General features: G+C 38.3%; 13 protein-coding genes. 4 read left to right on the top strand and 9 right to left on the bottom strand.

Annotation, left to right across the window (positions count from 1 at the left end):
• Window positions 1–77: 77 nt before the first annotated feature.
• The 3 genes from MHB41_RS03945 (at window position 78) to MHB41_RS03935 (ending at window position 1,396) form a co-directional block, all read left to right on the top strand.
• A complete protein-coding gene (locus MHB41_RS03945) occupies window positions 78–656 on the top strand; it encodes a TetR family transcriptional regulator (RefSeq protein ID WP_046314349.1) in 579 nt (192 codons plus the stop codon).
• Between the two features lie 80 nt (window positions 657–736).
• Window positions 737–1,081, top strand: coding sequence for an SMR family transporter (locus MHB41_RS03940; RefSeq protein ID WP_034283735.1), 345 nt, complete (start codon window positions 737–739; stop codon window positions 1,079–1,081).
• Complete coding sequence (locus MHB41_RS03935; protein WP_041116238.1) at window positions 1,082–1,396, top strand: multidrug efflux SMR transporter; 315 nt, start codon at window positions 1,082–1,084, stop codon at window positions 1,394–1,396. It abuts the gene before it with no gap.
• 92 nt (window positions 1,397–1,488) lie between these two features.
• Here the strand turns inward: MHB41_RS03935 and MHB41_RS03930 are convergent, their stop codons facing one another.
• The 4 genes from MHB41_RS03930 to MHB41_RS03915 form a co-directional block, all read right to left on the bottom strand.
• Window positions 1,489–2,301 carry a leucine-rich repeat domain-containing protein gene (locus tag MHB41_RS03930; protein WP_217008935.1) on the bottom strand — a complete coding sequence of 271 codons (813 nt, stop codon included), beginning with the start codon at window positions 2,299–2,301 and terminating at the stop codon, window positions 1,489–1,491.
• Window positions 2,302–2,720: 419 nt separating this feature from the next.
• Window positions 2,721–3,047, bottom strand: coding sequence for a hypothetical protein (locus tag MHB41_RS03925; protein WP_041116234.1), 327 nt, complete (start codon window positions 3,045–3,047; stop codon window positions 2,721–2,723).
• Window positions 3,040–3,642 (bottom strand): sortase, encoded by a 603-nt coding sequence (locus MHB41_RS03920; protein WP_217008934.1) that lies wholly within the window; start codon window positions 3,640–3,642, stop codon window positions 3,040–3,042. The genes MHB41_RS03925 and MHB41_RS03920 overlap by 8 nt, the downstream gene beginning before the upstream one ends.
• Window positions 3,643–3,659: 17 nt before the next feature.
• A complete protein-coding gene (locus MHB41_RS03915) occupies window positions 3,660–9,812 on the bottom strand; it encodes a SpaA isopeptide-forming pilin-related protein (RefSeq protein ID WP_340907453.1) in 6,153 nt (2,050 codons plus the stop codon).
• 712 nt (window positions 9,813–10,524) lie between these two features.
• Here MHB41_RS03915 and MHB41_RS03910 point away from each other — a divergent pair.
• On the top strand, window positions 10,525–12,033 hold the full coding sequence (locus MHB41_RS03910; protein WP_340899164.1) for a helix-turn-helix domain-containing protein: 1,509 nt from the start codon (window positions 10,525–10,527) through the stop codon (window positions 12,031–12,033).
• 53 nt (window positions 12,034–12,086) lie between these two features.
• Here the strand turns inward: MHB41_RS03910 and MHB41_RS03905 are convergent, their stop codons facing one another.
• From MHB41_RS03905 to MHB41_RS03885, 5 genes are all read right to left on the bottom strand, one after another.
• Complete coding sequence (locus tag MHB41_RS03905) at window positions 12,087–12,368, bottom strand: hypothetical protein (RefSeq protein ID WP_024425245.1); 282 nt, start codon at window positions 12,366–12,368, stop codon at window positions 12,087–12,089.
• A gap of 333 nt (window positions 12,369–12,701) precedes the next feature.
• Complete coding sequence (locus tag MHB41_RS03900) at window positions 12,702–13,985, bottom strand: hypothetical protein (protein WP_120208579.1); 1,284 nt, start codon at window positions 13,983–13,985, stop codon at window positions 12,702–12,704.
• Between the two features lie 23 nt (window positions 13,986–14,008).
• On the bottom strand, window positions 14,009–14,578 hold the full coding sequence (locus tag MHB41_RS03895; protein WP_034283720.1) for a hypothetical protein: 570 nt from the start codon (window positions 14,576–14,578) through the stop codon (window positions 14,009–14,011).
• Window positions 14,579–14,803: 225 nt separating this feature from the next.
• Window positions 14,804–15,988, bottom strand: a complete 1,185-nt coding sequence (locus tag MHB41_RS03890; RefSeq protein ID WP_217008932.1) for a DUF1835 domain-containing protein — start codon at window positions 15,986–15,988, stop codon at window positions 14,804–14,806.
• A 250-nt stretch (window positions 15,989–16,238) separates the two neighbouring features.
• Entirely contained in the window at window positions 16,239–17,426 is a 1,188-nt protein-coding gene (locus MHB41_RS03885) for an MFS transporter (RefSeq protein ID WP_120208584.1), read from the bottom strand.
• Window positions 17,427–17,430 lie beyond the last annotated feature (4 nt).

Raw genomic sequence — 17,430 nt, 5'->3', positions numbered from 1 at the left:
AAGAGAAAACCATATTGACAAATCGTCATTTTCTCGCTAAACTGAATGACATTCAGTCAGTTAAGGCCGGTGATGATATGTCGAAACGAGAAAAGATTATGCTTGCTGCGATTGATGCGTTTAAAGAAAAAGGAATCGAAAAGACGACCATTTCGGATATTGTGAAAGCAGCAGGAGTAGCGCAAGGAACGTTTTATTTATATTTTCCTTCAAAGCTTTCCGTCATGCCTGCTATCGCTGAACATTTGATCGCACAGATGGTGCCTGCGATCGAAAAGGAATTAACTCAGCATGCAGATGTCCTCGATCAAGCAGATGCGCTTGTTGAATTCATTTTCGCTTTTACAAGGCAATACCGTGATGTCCTTGCCCTGACCTACTCAGGCTTAGCCGCCACCGAGCATTTAAAGGAATGGGAAGATATTTATGAGCCAATTTACAAATGGGTCGCTGCTTTTTTAGAAAAAGCAAAGCAGGACAAAAGGGTCCGTGCGAATTTGAACTGTCAATATGCAGCCAAATTCATTATCGGTTTACTCGAATCTTCTGCTGAGCAAATGTACTTATTTACGGAAACAGATACAGAAGAGGTTCTGATTCAAAAGCGAGAGGTGAAGCAATTTCTTCTTTACGCACTTGGCTTAGAGACACCTTAACTTAGTACAGCACTTGCTGTACGCTCTTTTTTGGTTTCAAAATGACGAATCGTCATTTTTAAGTTTTAGGAGGAAATACGATGAAAAAAAGCTGGATGTATGTTGCACTCACTTGTTTATTCGAATTACTTTGGGTGTTTGGTTTAAATAGAGCTGATGCTGTGTGGGAATGGGCGGTCATTATCTGCCTGATCCCGGTTGATTTTTATTTTTTAATGAAGGCCTGCGAGAAGCTGCCGACAGGGACTGTGTACGCCGTGTTTGCCGGAGTTGGAACGATTGGTACGTCATTGATGGATTATGCGCTGTTCGGCGGTTCGTTTTCATTAGAAAAGCTCTTATTTATGGGCATTTTAATTCTCGGAATTATCGGACTGAAAGTGTCTGATGGAGATGCACATGAGCAGAAAGGAGAAGCGGTATAAATGGGCTGGTTTTTTGTACTGTTGGCCTCTGCCTGCGAAATCGGCGGCACCATTGGCCTCAATATGTTTAGTAAGAAAAAGCAATTCACGACAGGCATTTTATTTGTCGGCGGGTTTGCCTTATCCTTTTTGTTTTTATACGCCTCGTTTTCTTCCGTTCAAGTCTCCGTTGCCTATACGGTTTGGATTGGACTTGGAACAGCGGGCTCTGTCTTGTTTAATATGATTCTATTTAAAGAGCCGAAAAACATGGTTCGTATACTAAGTTTGCTGCTGATTGTGATTGGTGTGGTTGGGCTCAAGCTGTTTGCGTAATTGAATCACAAGAAAGAAAAAATTTATGATGGTATTGCCATTACAGTAGCAATAGAAAAAGCAATGGAATTGATGTTCCATTGCTTTTTAAGTTAATTTATATACTTTTCTTGGTACGCTTTAAATTGTTCTTCGTATTTTTGCAGCTTTGCCCCATCAACTTTTGAATTTAATTTCGGTTTTCGCTTTCCAATCACCATCACATCTTTATCTACAATAGGACTTGATAAAAAGATGTATGGCGCAAAACGATCACACTTCGTATTTGGGAGGGTTACGGATAACCTGGCATATTCTTCTGTCGGGAATTGGTTCGAAATTTCAAGTTCCTTGAGTCCCACTAATTCCGATATCGGCTCTAAAGACTCGTTCTTCACTTTTATATTTGATAAACACAGATATGTTAAATTCTTGAGGTATCTTAAAGGTTGAAGAGTATTTAAGTTTAATGAATTAAAAAGACCGCCTGACAATTCTAACCATTCTAAATCAGTTTTTTTCTGCAAAGGGGCTATGTCATTCAACTTTGAAAAATCTGTTATGGATAAAGTTTTTAAAAAAGTGTTTTTTGATAAATCCCATAAACTTTGTGCCTTTGTATTCCATTCAAGTGCCAATACCTCAACATCTTTAAGAGAACTGATGATTGATAAATCTTCTACTCTCAGTTCACGCATATAGAGCATTTTGGGATTAACTAAGCTCAAGATCGTATTGAATTCCTTTTGGTTCACTTTGTAAATCCACAATTTCGTCAGATTAGAAAAAGATTTCAACCTTTCAATATTTTTTGTTTTTCCTGTGATTAACAACTCAGTGGAATTTTCATCTACATCGGCTAAATCATGAGCAACTTCTGGTCGTTTATCATGATGAAAAATATATTGGGGGTCTTCTTTTAGCATTCTTCTACCTCCACACCTATAATTAGGGAATATCTAAATAAATTTTATCAGTATTTTGGAGTCAACACATTATTATCCTTAGCACTTTCTGATATTTCTTCTGAAGAAACAGGGGAAGGGATAAAAACTAGATGATCTTCTTTGGTCGTCAATCGTGATTATGACCTCTGTTTTCAATCCATTTTATAAAATCTTTATCATCTAAAATATGGAGCAGTCATTGGAGACTATCTGCTAGGCAGCGGACTTCTACCAATTGATATGCTAATTTTAGTAGATAATAAAGTTAGTAAAATGCCTATATATAAATAAAAGAACTCTAATTCTTATCCGAATTAGAGTCCTCATGATATGACTGATTTTATTTTTCTACCTTAAAATCGAACCCGTTCATCAAAGCCTCTTTTTTTATTTCTCGTTTAATGGGTATCTTGCTGCTCAAGCAAGAAATCCATTGCGTAAATCGATTCGCCTTTCTCATCCAATAAAAAGTACACAATCAATGGCTCTCCAAAAGCTGCTGTCTGCTGCGTGAACAAAACACAGGTGAATTTTTCAATACCAACTGGCAGCTTTCTTTTTAATAAAGGGTGAAGAATAGGCGAAGCCCGAATTGTATCTACATCAACATCCCAACGTTCGTTTTTTAAAGTTGGATAATGCTCTGATAACAATTGGTGTAACATGCCGGTCGTGAGCGCTGCTTTTCCATCGTATCCATCATTTATTATGTTGGTGTTATACATTCGATGGCAGCTCACCCTTTGAAGCGTTGATTCGTATTCCTTTTAAGACAAATCGTTTCTGACCATCAAGTGTACAAGTGATCAATGTCAGTTCATTTTTCCCGCGATCCTTTAGTACATCCACATCCGTCGGTTCAATCGTAGCTGAGCTGACAATTTTATATTCGTATGTTTCAGCTTGATGATGTAAGACGACCTTTTCTCCTTTCGGCACCTCTGGCAGCTGCCTGAAAAGCCGGTCGCCTCTATACCCTCTATGCCCTGCAATCGTGAAATTCCCTTCACCTGGCATTTGATGAGATTTAATTTGAGTCAGTGCAATACCTAAATTTTCTTTTGTTGTAACAGGAAGCACTTTTTCGTTTAAATCAATTGACGGGATCTCTAGCTCCATCACATCTCGCAGGTCTTCTTCTGACACAGTTAAATGTGGAATAGAAGAAAGGGCATCACTGTCATTTTCTGCAATCATCTTTAATGCCTCTTCCATTGCCGCTGTCTCTTGAGAAGTTCGCCACTCATATAGAAAAGGAACGGAGATGAGCATTAGCCCCGCGACCACCAAAAAGCTGCCTAATAAGGTTCTTTTTTTCATCAATACACTCCTTCCTTTTACTGAATGGTTCTTCTTCTAAGAACAAGGAGAACAGTTCCAGACACTACTAGTAAAATCCCTGCATACATCATATAACGCAGCCATTCTTCTCCAGTCTTTGGCAGCTCACCGTTTGAGTCATGAGGCGGATGCTGATCCCCTTTATCTGAAGCTGGAGGATTCGTGTGATCCTCTTCATTCTTCACAGGTGCATTTTTCACAATCATTGTCTTGATCTTCACTTCGCCCATTTGAATTGTAAAAGCGAGCGGCTTCTTTAAAGCTACATAACCATCTGGTGCTTTCGTCTCTGTGAGTATATATTCTCCAGGTGTAAGCCCTTTGACAATCGCTTCTCCGTCTTTTCCTGTTGTCACAGATTTTATGGTTTTCCCGGCTTTTGTACGAATGTCAAAGGCTGCCCCTTTTAAGGTTCTATCTGTCTGCTGGTCTACCTTTATGATACGCAGACTTCCTAAGATCAAGTGATTCTTCGCTGTTAATTGAAGCGGCTTCTGCTGATTTTTCTCAATTGTGAATAGGATCGGCTGATGATCCAATTGATAGCCATGAGGTGCTTTCGTTTCAACGAATTGATATTGTCCCGGTTTTAAATCGTTGATGTGAAGCTTGCCTTTTTGGTCCGTTACAAGTGATTTCTTCAACGTTTTTCCTTCTTTACTCAGAAGAGCAAACTCTGCATTTTCCAGCGTATGTCCCTCATCATCCACTTTGGTCAGTTCCACTGCTCCCGGCGTCAGCTTGTTAATCATTTCTACTTTTGATGGTTTGTCTTGACCTAATCGAATCGTAAAGGTGACAGGTGTCTGATCCAATTCATAGCCGGCAATGCTTGCTGTTTCGACAAATCGATAGGTGCCTGGCTTCAGTTGATCGACTGTCAGTTGACCGTTTTTGTCTGTCTTTAAGTCTTTCTTTATACGTTGATCGTGCTCATCAAGCAGATCGAAGGTCACTCCATTGAGCAACTGACCATCTTCTCCTTTTTTCTGAAGCTGCACAGCACTTGTCGTCCGAATATTTTCTTTTGTCACTTTCACCAGTTGATTTGGGTTGAATTCAATCTTAAAGTCTACTGGTTCTGTATCTAGTTTATGTCCAAAAGGAGCCTTCGTTTCAACCAATTGGTAAGCGCCTGGTTTCAAATCGTTGACAGTGATGATGCCTTTCTCGTTTGTTGTTAAACCCGACATCAATTCTTTACCATCGTCATTGAAAAGGGTAAATTCTGCGCCTTTCAATCTCTCTTTTTCTTCCCCTATTTTGGTGAGTTCTACAGAACCTTTCTTGAGCTGATTGATGGCCTCCACTTGAATCAATTCTTTTTGACCTAATTCAACTTGAAAGGCAAGTGGTTTCGTACTCAATTCATAGCCTTCAAGACTCTTTCTTTCAACAAATTGATAGGTTCCAGGTTTTAAACCTGTGAAGGTGATCTTTCCATCCTGATTGGTTGTAATCCCTTCTCCTCCTGCCACTATCTTTCCTTTGGCATCAGATAGGTCAAAGACAACTCCTTCTAATGATTTCCCATCTTCTCCTTTTTTGTGTAACAGCACTCCGCCTGTAGTGCGGCTATTTTCTTTTGTCACACTGACCAGCTTCTCAGGGTTAAATGGAATAGCAAAAGTGACAGGTGTTTCGTCAAGCTCATGACCGAATGGAGCCTTCGTTTCAACAAACTGATAGGTTCCAGGTTTCAGATCGTTGACGATGATCTTCCCGTTCTGATCAGTGACGAGACCTGTTTTTATCTCTTTTCCATTTGCATCTACAAGCTTAAATTCGGCTCCTTCAAGCACATCATCCTTTTCACCGAGCTTTGTGAGCTGGACAGCTCCAGTTTTAAGATCATTGATCACTTTGATCTCTGCTGGTGTTTTTTGTGCGACTTCGATGGTAAACGGATAAGGTTTATTTTTCTTTTCGTAACCATCAATACTCTCTGTCTCTACGAGCTGATATTTGCCCGGTTTGAGGTTATCGACAAAAAGCTTCCCATCTTCATCTGTTGTCAAATCTTTACGCACAACTTCGTCATTTTGATCCCTGACTTCAAAGCGAACACCTTGAAGTTTCTCGCCATCTTCCCCTTCTTTCATCACTTCTAATGCACTTGTTTCATATAGGTTCTTTTGCGAAATAACGACTGGTTCCTTTGGATCAAGTGGTACTTCAAATTTGATTGGTGTTTCATCTAACACATAACCATCTGGTGCTTTTGTTTCAATGAGCTGATACGTACCCGGTCTTAGTTCGTTTATCGTGATCTTGCCATTTTCTCCTGTGACAAGCGAACCTTTTAACTCATGCCCGTCTTGATCTAATAGCTTGAACTGTGCACCTTCTAGTCTCTCTCCGCCTTCACCTATTTTGCTCAATTCTGCAGAGCCTTTGATGATGTCATTTACGGCGGTTACAGTTGTTGTTTCTGTTTGATTTTCTTTAATGGTGAACGGCCATTTTTGCTGATTTAATTGATAGCCTTTCGGTGCGTTTGTCTCCACAAAATAATAGGAACCTGGCTCAAGATGTTTGAAAAGAATTTCTCCTTTTTCGTCCGTTTTCAAATGGGTTTGGACGGTCTCTCCAGATTCATTTTTCAGTTCAAATTCTGCATTCTCTAATGCAGCACCTGTCTCTTTGTCTTTTTTCATTAATTTGACATGCTGGCGTATTTCTTGGTTCTGCACCGTCATGCTATTTCCTGTTTTCGCTTGATCTCCTGATTCGTAAGGCTGATCAATCGTTACATGGATCGGTTCCTTCGTCTTAATATAACCATCAGGTGCTTTCTCTTCTGTCACGATATAGTCACCATACAGAAGACGATCAAATCGAAGAGCTCCTTCTTCATCTGTTGCCTTTGTTCCAATGACGATACCACTCGCAGCATCTGTCAGAGAAAAGCTTGCTCCTTTTAGCGCTTTTCCAGTACTTGCATCTACCTTTTTAATGGTTAAAGCACCAATCGCTCCTGTGCCATCTCCCATGCCAGCTGTGCGTTTGACCACAATTGAGGCTTCGGATTCCTTTTTGATTTCTTTTACATTTTCACCTCTAAACGTTACTTCGTTTTGAAGTGTACTTCCCACTTTATCTAAAATGAGAGATTGGTATTCTAAAATATATGGTCTCGTGATTTCTTCTTTAAATTTAATTTGAAAAGAATCTGGATCGAATTCAAGGTCTAGCTCATAATCCTTCCCTTTTTCCAGCTCTTCTCCTTTTGCCACTTGCCCCTTTTCATCTATTGTCGTCGAATAGAGATGAAATGAGTTTTCTATTATGGCTTGGTTACTGCTTGGATGATCTATAATCGTCGCATCTTGGACGGTTGATTGACCAAAGTTGATATTCAGTTTCCAATCAATGACTTTCCCTTGTTGATTTCCTGATTTGCTCGTGTATTTCCCTCCATTTGGAATGGACACTACAGCATTCACGTCTGATTCTTTTGTCTGTCCATCATAAAGGGTCGCCTTATTATCGTAGGTTTTCTGTACTAAATCCATTCCTTCAACACTTGTTTGATACGTGATTTTGTATGGGGAATCAATGGCTTTTTTGAAAATGACTTCGAAGCCTGTTTCTCCCTTTTCATTTTCAAGGAATTTGATGTCATAATGTTCTTTCGCTAATACCTCTTTTTCTTCTGCTCCATTTTCCCCGCCTTGTAAATCAAGCGAGTAAACGGTGATTGAATCTTTAAGCAAACGCTGATTTCCTTGAATGAAATCCTCGATTTTCGCCTCTTCTAAATGTTTCAAGTTATAGTTCACACCGATATTCCATGTGATCTCTTTTTTCTTTGCATCATAAGTTCCGTTCTTGAATCCATTTGACTGCGTGTATGTGTCAGGCGTGAAGACAGATTGATTTTCCTTCGTCAAATCCTTGCCATCTTCATTTACCCATTCAAGCTTTACATGATTACGCAGGTTCTTTTGATCCTTATCTGCTCTTTTTTCATAATCAAAAGCCGTTGTATATGTGACGGTATGTTCTGTGTTTATTTCTTTCATAAATTGAATATCAAATCCATTTGCATGTTCAACGATTAGATAGTCTGTGCCTTCTTCAAGCACTGAATTGCCTGTCGTTACTTTTAAACTATCTTTTTGCAGCGTCAATCCTTCGTTTGTAAACGTATCTTTTAATATTAGATTGTTCATCGTTTGTTGATCTTTGTTGAAGGTGATACGCCATGGAATGGTCTTGTTCTTGTAATTCGGTGTTCCATGACTTTTCGTTAGGATTTGCTGGTCAATTCTTTGCTTCCCTTGTTTGCTCTCTTTGCCAGCTGTTACAGTATTGATAATCTCTTCAGCTTCAAAAATCCGCTCGGTTGCTTTCGTTTGATAGGTGATGAGATAAGCTGATTGAATATCTTGATTGAATTGCAAGGTAAACCCGTTTTGTTCATCCTTTTTTTGAGGTTGAACTACATAATTTTCAAACGCTTTAGTCCCTGCTTCGTTGCCATTTTGATCAATTGTGACTTCTTTGACTTGAAATGAATCAGAAATCAGCGCCTGGGTGCCGTTAAAGTAGTCTTCTAACAAAGCGTCCTTTTGAGCCAGCTTTTTTTCGTTATAGTTATATCGAATTTCCCATGTAATTGTTTGTGTGACTGGATCGTAGTGAGCGGCTTTTTTATTTAAAGGACTGCCTCTTGTCACATTCACTGTTCCTTCTGCTGAACTGATCACTTTATCACCAGAAACAAGGGACGCTTTATTACGAAATGCAGATTGATCCTGATTCGTAATATCCGTTTCATACATTAAACGGTAAGCTAGATGAACGTCATCTTTAAATTCAATCGTGAAATCTTGACCATCTGCTGTTTGGCCAATTGTGTAGTGGTTTTCGTCAAGCAGCTGACCAATCGATGTTTCGCCATTTAGCTTTGTATCAATACGATAAAGCTTAATTGAATCTTTTTTCAATGCCTGACCTTCTTGAATCGGATCTAACAGTTTCGCTTGTTTCACATCTTCTAAATCCATATTAAAATCTACTGTCCATTGAATGGTTTCAGCATTGTAAGTTCGATTTGGTTCTCCCTTTTTAGAGACATTTGGGCCATTTGGAATGTATTTAATCGGGATGGATATTTTATCCTTTCCTTCAATCGGGGTAATGACCACTTCTTTTTCTTCAGTAATGACAGTTTTTTTATCTAATTGCGTCCACACTTGAAGTGTTCCATGAATATTTGAATATTGTTTAATAAAATCAGTGAACTCGATGGAGGCATTTCCGCTTTCATCTACAGAAAAATAACCAATGGTTGCCTGATTAAATTTCATCTCAAGACGATCGATTTTTTCATAAATCACTAATTCCTCTGGAACCTTGAAATGGAATTCATCCCCGCCATTATAGCTATGACCGTTCGGGATGGCCCACTCATAGTTAATGGAAATCAGTGAGTTGATATCAGGCTTTTCAACTGAATTTCCTTCCTGATCTTCAAATATTAATTTCGCATCAGTGAGGAGATTTTCTTGTATCAGCATTTGTTTTGAAACACTTTGCAGCCCTGCACGCTTGGACACGCTCACTTTGTTTTTTAGTAATTCATCTTCATCGTTTTGTTTCGTTTGAGCGGCTTCTTGATTGTTAGAAGCTTTATCTTTCTCAGATGAGATTGAGTCATCTTTTGGAAGACTTTCTTCACCCTTATTTTGCTTTGTTTTCTCTTCTTGCTGAGTTATACTGGTGACATCGATGTCAATTGATCCTTCTAAATTTGGATCGATCTCAACATCTTCTTTAAATGTCACCGTCACTTCATTTTCTTTTGAAACGGTATACTCGCCAACAGTTATGTCACCCACAGTAATGGGTTCCTTCTGCTCCTTCTCTACCTGGATGGTTGAAGGAAGAGTGAGAACATACGGATATTGTTTTTTTAGATCAATTCCTTTTATAGACCAATGCACAGTGGCCTTTCTTACTTGCTGATCTTCCATGCTTGATAACTTATTGCCTTCGCTATCAGCAAACTCAATATCCCCATAAATGTTTTCATGAATTTCTTTTGCTTGTGCCCCTGCTAAAGGCAAGATTCCTAATATACTAGACTGTATGACTAGCACTGTAATGAGTGCCAGCGACAATATTCTTTTCAATACATCCACCCTTTTCTAAAATTAATTTTCAACAACGATAAAAAAATCATTCGTATACTGTCAGATCAATCACTCCGCTTCTGATCAATATTTTCTAAAAATTGCACCTTAAGACCCTATGAATAAAATGAGTTGATCAATCATGAGCTTGAAAGGTCATCATGAGTAGTGGTTAGAGTAACTGGATTGGGGTCTATAGAAATGGGGAATAGTGAGAGGATCGTGAAAAGATTAAATGTGAATTTTTATATTTATACTGGAATGAACAATAAACGATGTGTACATGCATATATAAGCATGTATTCACATATGGTTCGTTCATATGAAGAAACAAGCATGTATCATATCGTATGTAAGGTGAGTCAGTTCAGCATTATATAAATCGCATTCCTTTCTACTCCCTTTCATATGGTAATCAAAAAGCTGCTGCGTTTTATTCTTACATTTACCGTTTCAACAGCAAAAAAATAAACTTAAATATCTAAAATGATCCATTTTTATAGGATTCATGGCTTACTTATCACCTTTTAAAAGAAATATATGGAGAAACAGGGAATAACATTTGTTTTCGTCTAATTTTTTTCTCTTTTATCATGAAAAGTGAAGACAAAACGATTTAGCCTAAACATTAAAATCATTTTATGCCTATTTAGAAAATCAAATGTTCTTTAAGTGAACTTCATCATATAGAGGCAAGCCAAGGGAAGGAGTTAGTTGTTTAATGGAGCTCATTGATAATAAATCAAAGAGATGGATAAACATTTTAAAACTGCTTGTATCAAAAGATAAGTGGTGGAGCCTACAAGAGATATCGAATGAAAATATCGGTTCGGTTCGTGCCATTCAAAGCGATTTAGAACAGATGAAGTCGTTCCAAACAGAGAACGGAGAGCCGTTAATCCACATAAAGCCAAGACAAGGCATATCCATTTGTTATACACAGACGATACGAGTCGACTACTATATCAAAGAAATTCTAAAAGATACGATTGAAATTCGATTGATTGACGGCGTTTTTTTTGAACAAAACAGGTCTTTCTATGAATGGATGGACACGCTGAATATCAGTAGATCCACATTGTATAACACCATTCATAAAATCAATTCGCTCCTTATCTCGTATGACATTGAGTTACGACCAGATAGTATGCAGTTCCATGGAAATGAGAAGGAGATCCGTCAATTTTTTGTGGAATTTTTGTTTGAAGTCTATGGAAGCAGGCTTTGGCCATTCGATGATATTCAAAAGCAAGATGCAGTTGATTTTTTACAAAAGCTATTTGAGGTGCTCGAAGTCAATCTACCTGATGTGGCTATAGATAAATTTTGCCTATGGCTCGCCGTTTCCATACACCGAGTGAGGAAAAATTTTTCAATACGACGCAATTATAGGTACTCAATGGATAAGGAAAAACAAACAGCTACAGCTAAAGGTATCTATAATCAAATCAAAAACTTGGAAGAACACGTTTGCCAAATGACAAAGGACACTTTTGGTGTTACGTTGGATCGTCACGAATTTGTCTTTTTACTATTGATTGAACCAGCTATTGGCCATTATAAATCAATTGAAACTGTCGAAGAAAAATTGACGTTCTTTCAATCGCATACACCACACCTCTTCGAAGCTATTCATTCCTTTATCAATCAATTGGAGTTGATTTTTCATCAAGAGATAGCTAATCGCAAGGTGATGACACTGATTCTTCTCCAATATTATGTGTATTCTAGGGAAATTACCGTAAGAGATGGATTCCTTTTCAAAAAGAAATCGAGGTATTTATCAGAGGTAAAAAAACAGCTTCCTTACTTCTATTCGAGGATTACTCATATCATTCAAGAGTTAAAAACAGACGATATACTTGCTTCTTTTGTGAAAAATGAACGAGAATTGATTCGTATCATTACTTCTAACTGGAGGGGGCTTGTTCATTTGGAAATGGATCGGAGAAACGTGTTGAACATTTTTGTCATTTCAACATTAGGTTATAATCATAGTTTGTTGATTGCGGATTTAATTAAATTAAGATTGCCTCCTCTCATTCATATTTTCACAAGTCCAGAAAATACATTAAATGAACTGACAATGGATCGACTTGGGATTGATATGATTGTGACCGATACTGAGCTTCCTAATCAATTAGGACGGTCTACACTGCTGATCAGCTCTTTTCCAACAAAGAAAGAATTGGACAACTTGCACTCAAGATTGGTTGATATGACAAACTAATATTCACAAGAAAAGCTGCTGAGGAGCTCTCAAGCAGCTTTTTTGCTTCTGTATTAATGAAGCGCTATTTGTTCATTCATCAAATCAATGGCGTAAAGCGATTGCTCATATTCATCTAATAAAAGGTAAACTTTGAGCGGTGCAGCGGTTTGATCTGTCTGCTGCGTGAATAGGACACAAGTGAATTTTTCGATTCCTTCTGGCAGCTTGCTTTTCAGAAAAGGATGAAGAATAGGAGAGATTCGAAGGGTATCAACATCTTTCAGCCAAAGCTCATCTTGTAACGCAGGATAATGGTCAACCAAAAACTGACGAAACACTTCCAATGTACTCAAGGTAGATATCCTCACTTTCTTCTATTTATGGCTTTAAGCTTACCTAAAAACAAACATGTTCAACTCATCCTATGATCTTAGTCCGCCTAGTTTCGCTTACTACTAGAGACACGAATTCCTCTAAAAGATTGTAGATCAACTTTACTGCAATGGGTTTTCAATATGTATGACGTTTACTATATGAAATACGAATTCCAACCGATGGACCTATGATCATATTCTTATCTGTTTCTTTCGTGATGAAACGACAACTTCCTTCTACAAAATTCCATTTTTATTCTAAAAAGAGGAAAATAGGCAAAAAAGAACAGCTGCTCACTGTTCTTTTAGAAGTTATGAAAGGTCTGTCAAAGAGAACACTTCACCGCTCACTGCATCAACGCCTTCATGACAGTCGAGCTTTCCGCATAAAACATATTGTTTTTGCACATCGTCATAGACATAGATGGGTGTAAGTTCGAGGCGTTCTCTCAATGTTTCAAAGGCTTCTTTCGGAGATATGGTGATTTCACTAGCTGTTTGAGATGGATTGAGTATCCCGCATACTTGAAACATCTCTTTTTTATCTATGTAATTAATGGCTTCAAAAGTGCTGGCGTCAATGAAGACCTTGATCTTATCCATAAAACCACAGCCTTCTTGCTCATTCGTTTTTAATATCGCTTGGATGTAGCCATGATCACGGTGGAGTGTTTTTAGCACCCACTTCCCTGTATCCTTTGAATATTTTTGCGCCAAAAAGGTTCGAACCGCTTTGATACACGCAGCTTGCTCTTCTTTTGAGATTGGGAAGGTATCTGGTGAAGGCTCCAGTGACAAGGCTTGTTCAGCAGTAATGTCCTCGTTTATATCGATTTCCTTTTTTTCAAAGGCTTTGTTTAACGGTTCATTCCACTCCATGACCTGATGCATGTGTATACAATGCGTTTCTTCACGTCCAATTTCAAACGGTATTGTTCCTGTTCCATCGTTCTTGACATAAATTTCTTCTAACGCATATATAGGGCGGATTCGATTCTGCTCGAAGGATGGCCAATCAAACCGCTGCACTTGCTGCTTAGCTAAATCCTCGATCCTATCAATGGAAAGCACATATTCTTCAGTTTTTAGTCGTTTTTTTGCCATAAATGGCCCTCGATGTATATAGTGAATGAGCTGCCCATGTTCATCCCATTTCACTTCGATTCTGCCTGAAGGCGTCACTTTCACACCATCTATTGCTTCTTCGAAAAAAAGTTCCCCTTTCTCCTTTTGATGCATGTGAAAATGCTCACCATAGACCAATCCTGTTTCTTTTTCGATCCATTGAATGACATGAGCTGGATAAGGCCTCTTAAATGTGACACCATTCTTCGCGAAGGTTTTGTCCATGACAAAAATGACCGTTTCAATCTGACCTGTATTTAAGTTCACGTCAATCACAGCTGTGCCGTCCGGGTTTAGATCATCGTCCTCGGGTTCAGCTTCATGAGAGGGAAACCATTCCATATTCAATGTATAAACCGTTTCATTGAACATATTGACGTAGCGATAAAAACTGTGCCTTTTTAAATAGTAAAGATCTAAACCAAATTTCGCCTTTGTCTGATCGATCAGTTGTTGAATGTTTGCATTCATTTGTTTCACCTCAACATTCTGTTTTATGGAAGAAAAAAGATGACGATAAATCCGAATATGACAATCACTGATAATAATCCTAAAGCCATTGCCATCATGTTTGATTCCTTTGTAAAGCCTTTTAATCCATGCGCTTCCGTCGATCGGTCGATTTTTCTAAAGCGAAAGAGCATGCTTATATTGATAATGGCTAGAGCCATAACAAATAAGAAAATGAGAAACTTAGGTTCTATATGAAAAAATGGATCTTGCATCGTTTGAAAACTAAATGACTGGAAGAACATTAGTCCGCTCAATATCAATTTCCAAATGTTTTCCACTCTTTGTTCTTTCTCCCACTCTTTTCCCAATTTCTCTTTTTCATAAATGGCTACCTGCTCAAATATGGGAATGATAGACTTTGTTGATCCTTTTTTGATCAAGCCGTAAATGCCTTGAAGGAGCATGAAGATTCCTAAACAAAGAAAGAAATATGTAAATTGAATCTCAACTTTTTGAATCAAAACAAAAAAAATCAAGATCATCATGCCAAATAGCAAATTAGAGGTAACTACTTGTTTAGTCCTCATTTTTTTCAGTGCAGCTTGTTCCATGTAATACTCCTCTCCGTTTTAAATGTTTCTGTTGAACGCTCTATCTTTATTACGATTTTACCGAAAAAATGTTTCAATATTTTCCCTTTCCATTGCAGATTCCGTTTTTCTGCGGATCTTAAATTCTTTCATAAATAAAAAATAAGAATTAAACATTCATTTCCATCAGTTCAACGAATGTCTAATTCTTAGAAAACCTACATTTACTTAATTAATTCTATTGTTTTAAATAAAATATCTCGTCATTTCACTTGGGCTGTATTCAATTTGATACGCAGGAGATAATTCACGTTTCACTTCTTTCGTGATTCGCTCTCCTTCTTGATTAAACTTTCTTTCCATGTCTACGCCATTTGGCAGTAAATCATCGATTTCTTCGTCAAACCAGCGACCATACTGTATATTCCAATTCCAAATCTTTGAGAAAAGGGTATCGCTTACTGGTACATCATCTCTTTCTAAATGACATTGACAATGCCCGCAATGAAAGGGTTCACTACCGTAATCTCCTTCAATTTTCACAAAAGGATGATCCACAAACTCTCGACAGCACACCCACTTTTTGAAGTTCTGACCAAACTCTGTCAGTTTAATCGAGTAATAACGCATGGAAGTTCGTTTTCCTTTCATGTCAAAAATCCCTTGATCAATTAATGTCTTGAGTCGATATTCAATAAAATCATCGCCGGTATACTGATCTAAATGACCAATGACTTCTCCTATTAGACGTGGAGTTACGATGTACTCTTCTTCTGGCGCGGACTGATGAAGCCGCTTAGCCATTTTCACTAAATAAGCATCAAATTCATCTTCTGGTACGCTGATCGTTTGCCCTTTTTTCCATATCCGCAGCGTATGATTTTCTTTAGCAAGTGAAAGCCATTCGTTTTGTATTCTTTCTCTCTCTTCTTTTGTCACTGGGTGAATATGCTCTTTACTCTCGTACAAAATTTTAAATTTTTCAGATGCAATTTCTCCGGAATGTCGAATATCCATTCTTCTTGTATTTGTATTGAACAGCTGATCAAATGCTGTCGTTATATTGATTACAGACAATTCAACCCTTTTTTCTTTTAATAAATAGACGGCATATCGCAAGCCAATTTGCTCATGGGCATTACTGCCTGTCCAGATGAGAATACGACTGCCTGCTTTTATTTCTTTTATTTGCTGAAGCATTCTGTGCTGATCGTTGACCATGTCGTCAAAATAGCCAAATTCATTTGACATCACGTTACGCAGCCACTCTATACGGTTCGCTTGTCCTTTATGTTCGTGTAAATGTAGAAGTGGTCCAATCGAATAAATATCATCAAAAGCGATGATATCATCTATTTGATCTTGCTTCATTTCACGTACTGCTTGTTTTAAACTACCGGCAGCTGCCGCCCCAAATATGATATGTATCATCATCCGTCTCCCTTTATCTTACAGTTTATTTCATCTTCACCTATTCATGGTTCTTACGTCAATTCTATTGAGTCAATTTCATTCAAAAGTATGACAAGGAGATCAGGTATTTACAGAAGTAATAAAGCAGAACTGTAGAGATAAGAATTTTTATAAAAAAAGCCCACGAAATGGGCCAAGGAACTACCCGAAATAAGCAGTTCCCACAATACAATACTAAATTTGTATGTTCACTAGTGAATCGATCATGTTATCTACCTTGCTCCATCACCTTCAAACTCTTCTGCTGAGAGATTCGGTCAAACGCCACCATCAAGATAGTCATGAGTAAAGCAAGAAGAACCGTTCCAGCGCTGATCCAGCTTAGGTGCAATATAGATGTCCTGCTCAATACAAGCCCTCCTAACCCCGAGCCTAAAGCAAATCCGAATTGAATAAATGATGTATTGACACTTAATGCGATATCAGGAGATTTGGGTACAAGTGTGACGAGATACAGCTGCTGAGCTGGCGATGTGCTCCATGTAGCAATCATCCATATCATGATCACCACCACCATGACCACGAGTTTCCCTGTCACAAATGCCAGCAGCATAAGCATGATGATTTGTAGAATAATTCCGGAGAAAATTGTGAATGTTGGGCCTTTTTTATCTGCTGCAACCCCTCCAAGACTGGAGCCCAAAAAGCTGCATATTCCCGCTAGTAACAAAATGCCACTGATTTCTGTGATGCTAAGGTTAGCTGATTCTTGCAGGAAGGGCGTTAAATAGGTAAATAAGGTGGAGTATCCTCCTACATAGAACAGCGTCACTGTCACTGCCAGCAAAATTCTCTTATCCTTTAATATCGATAACTGCATACCTAGCGTCACCGTTTCTTGTTCTTTCATAGAAGGGATGCGCCTATACACAACAATCAGCGGAATGAGCGTGATCAATCCAATGGCTGCAAATAATGCTTTCCATCCAATCATGCTGCTTAGAAACGTCCCGATTGGCACACCTAAAACTAAGGAGCTGCTTAATCCCATTAAAATGATGCCAATCGCTGTTCCTCTTTTTTCTCGTTCGACAAGACGAGTAGCCACTGCCATTGCCACCACAATGGCCGTCCCTCCACTAATTCCTTGTAAAACCCTTGTCATTAGCACCATTTCAAACGAATGGCTGACACTTGTGATGATATTACTTAAAGTAAAAATGATCAGCATCCATGATAATATTTTTCTGCGGTCGATATTGATGGTCAGTGCAATGACAATCGGCGCGCCAATTGCTGCGGAAAGTGCTAGTGATGTGACCAATAAACCAGCAGCTGATGTCGTGACCTGTAAATCATCTGCGACCATTTGAATAATTCCTGTAATGATATATTCGATTGTTCCGATTAAAAAGGCTGCTAAAGCAAGTAAATAGACAACGGCTTTATTTTTCATCGTG

This window comes from Bacillus sp. FSL H7-0578 (assembly GCF_038630855.1).
Classification (GTDB): domain Bacteria; phylum Bacillota; class Bacilli; order Bacillales; family Bacillaceae; genus Bacillus; species Bacillus safensis.
The sequence above is the reverse complement of the archived record's forward strand: the minus strand, read 5'-3'. Positions and strand labels throughout refer to the sequence as shown.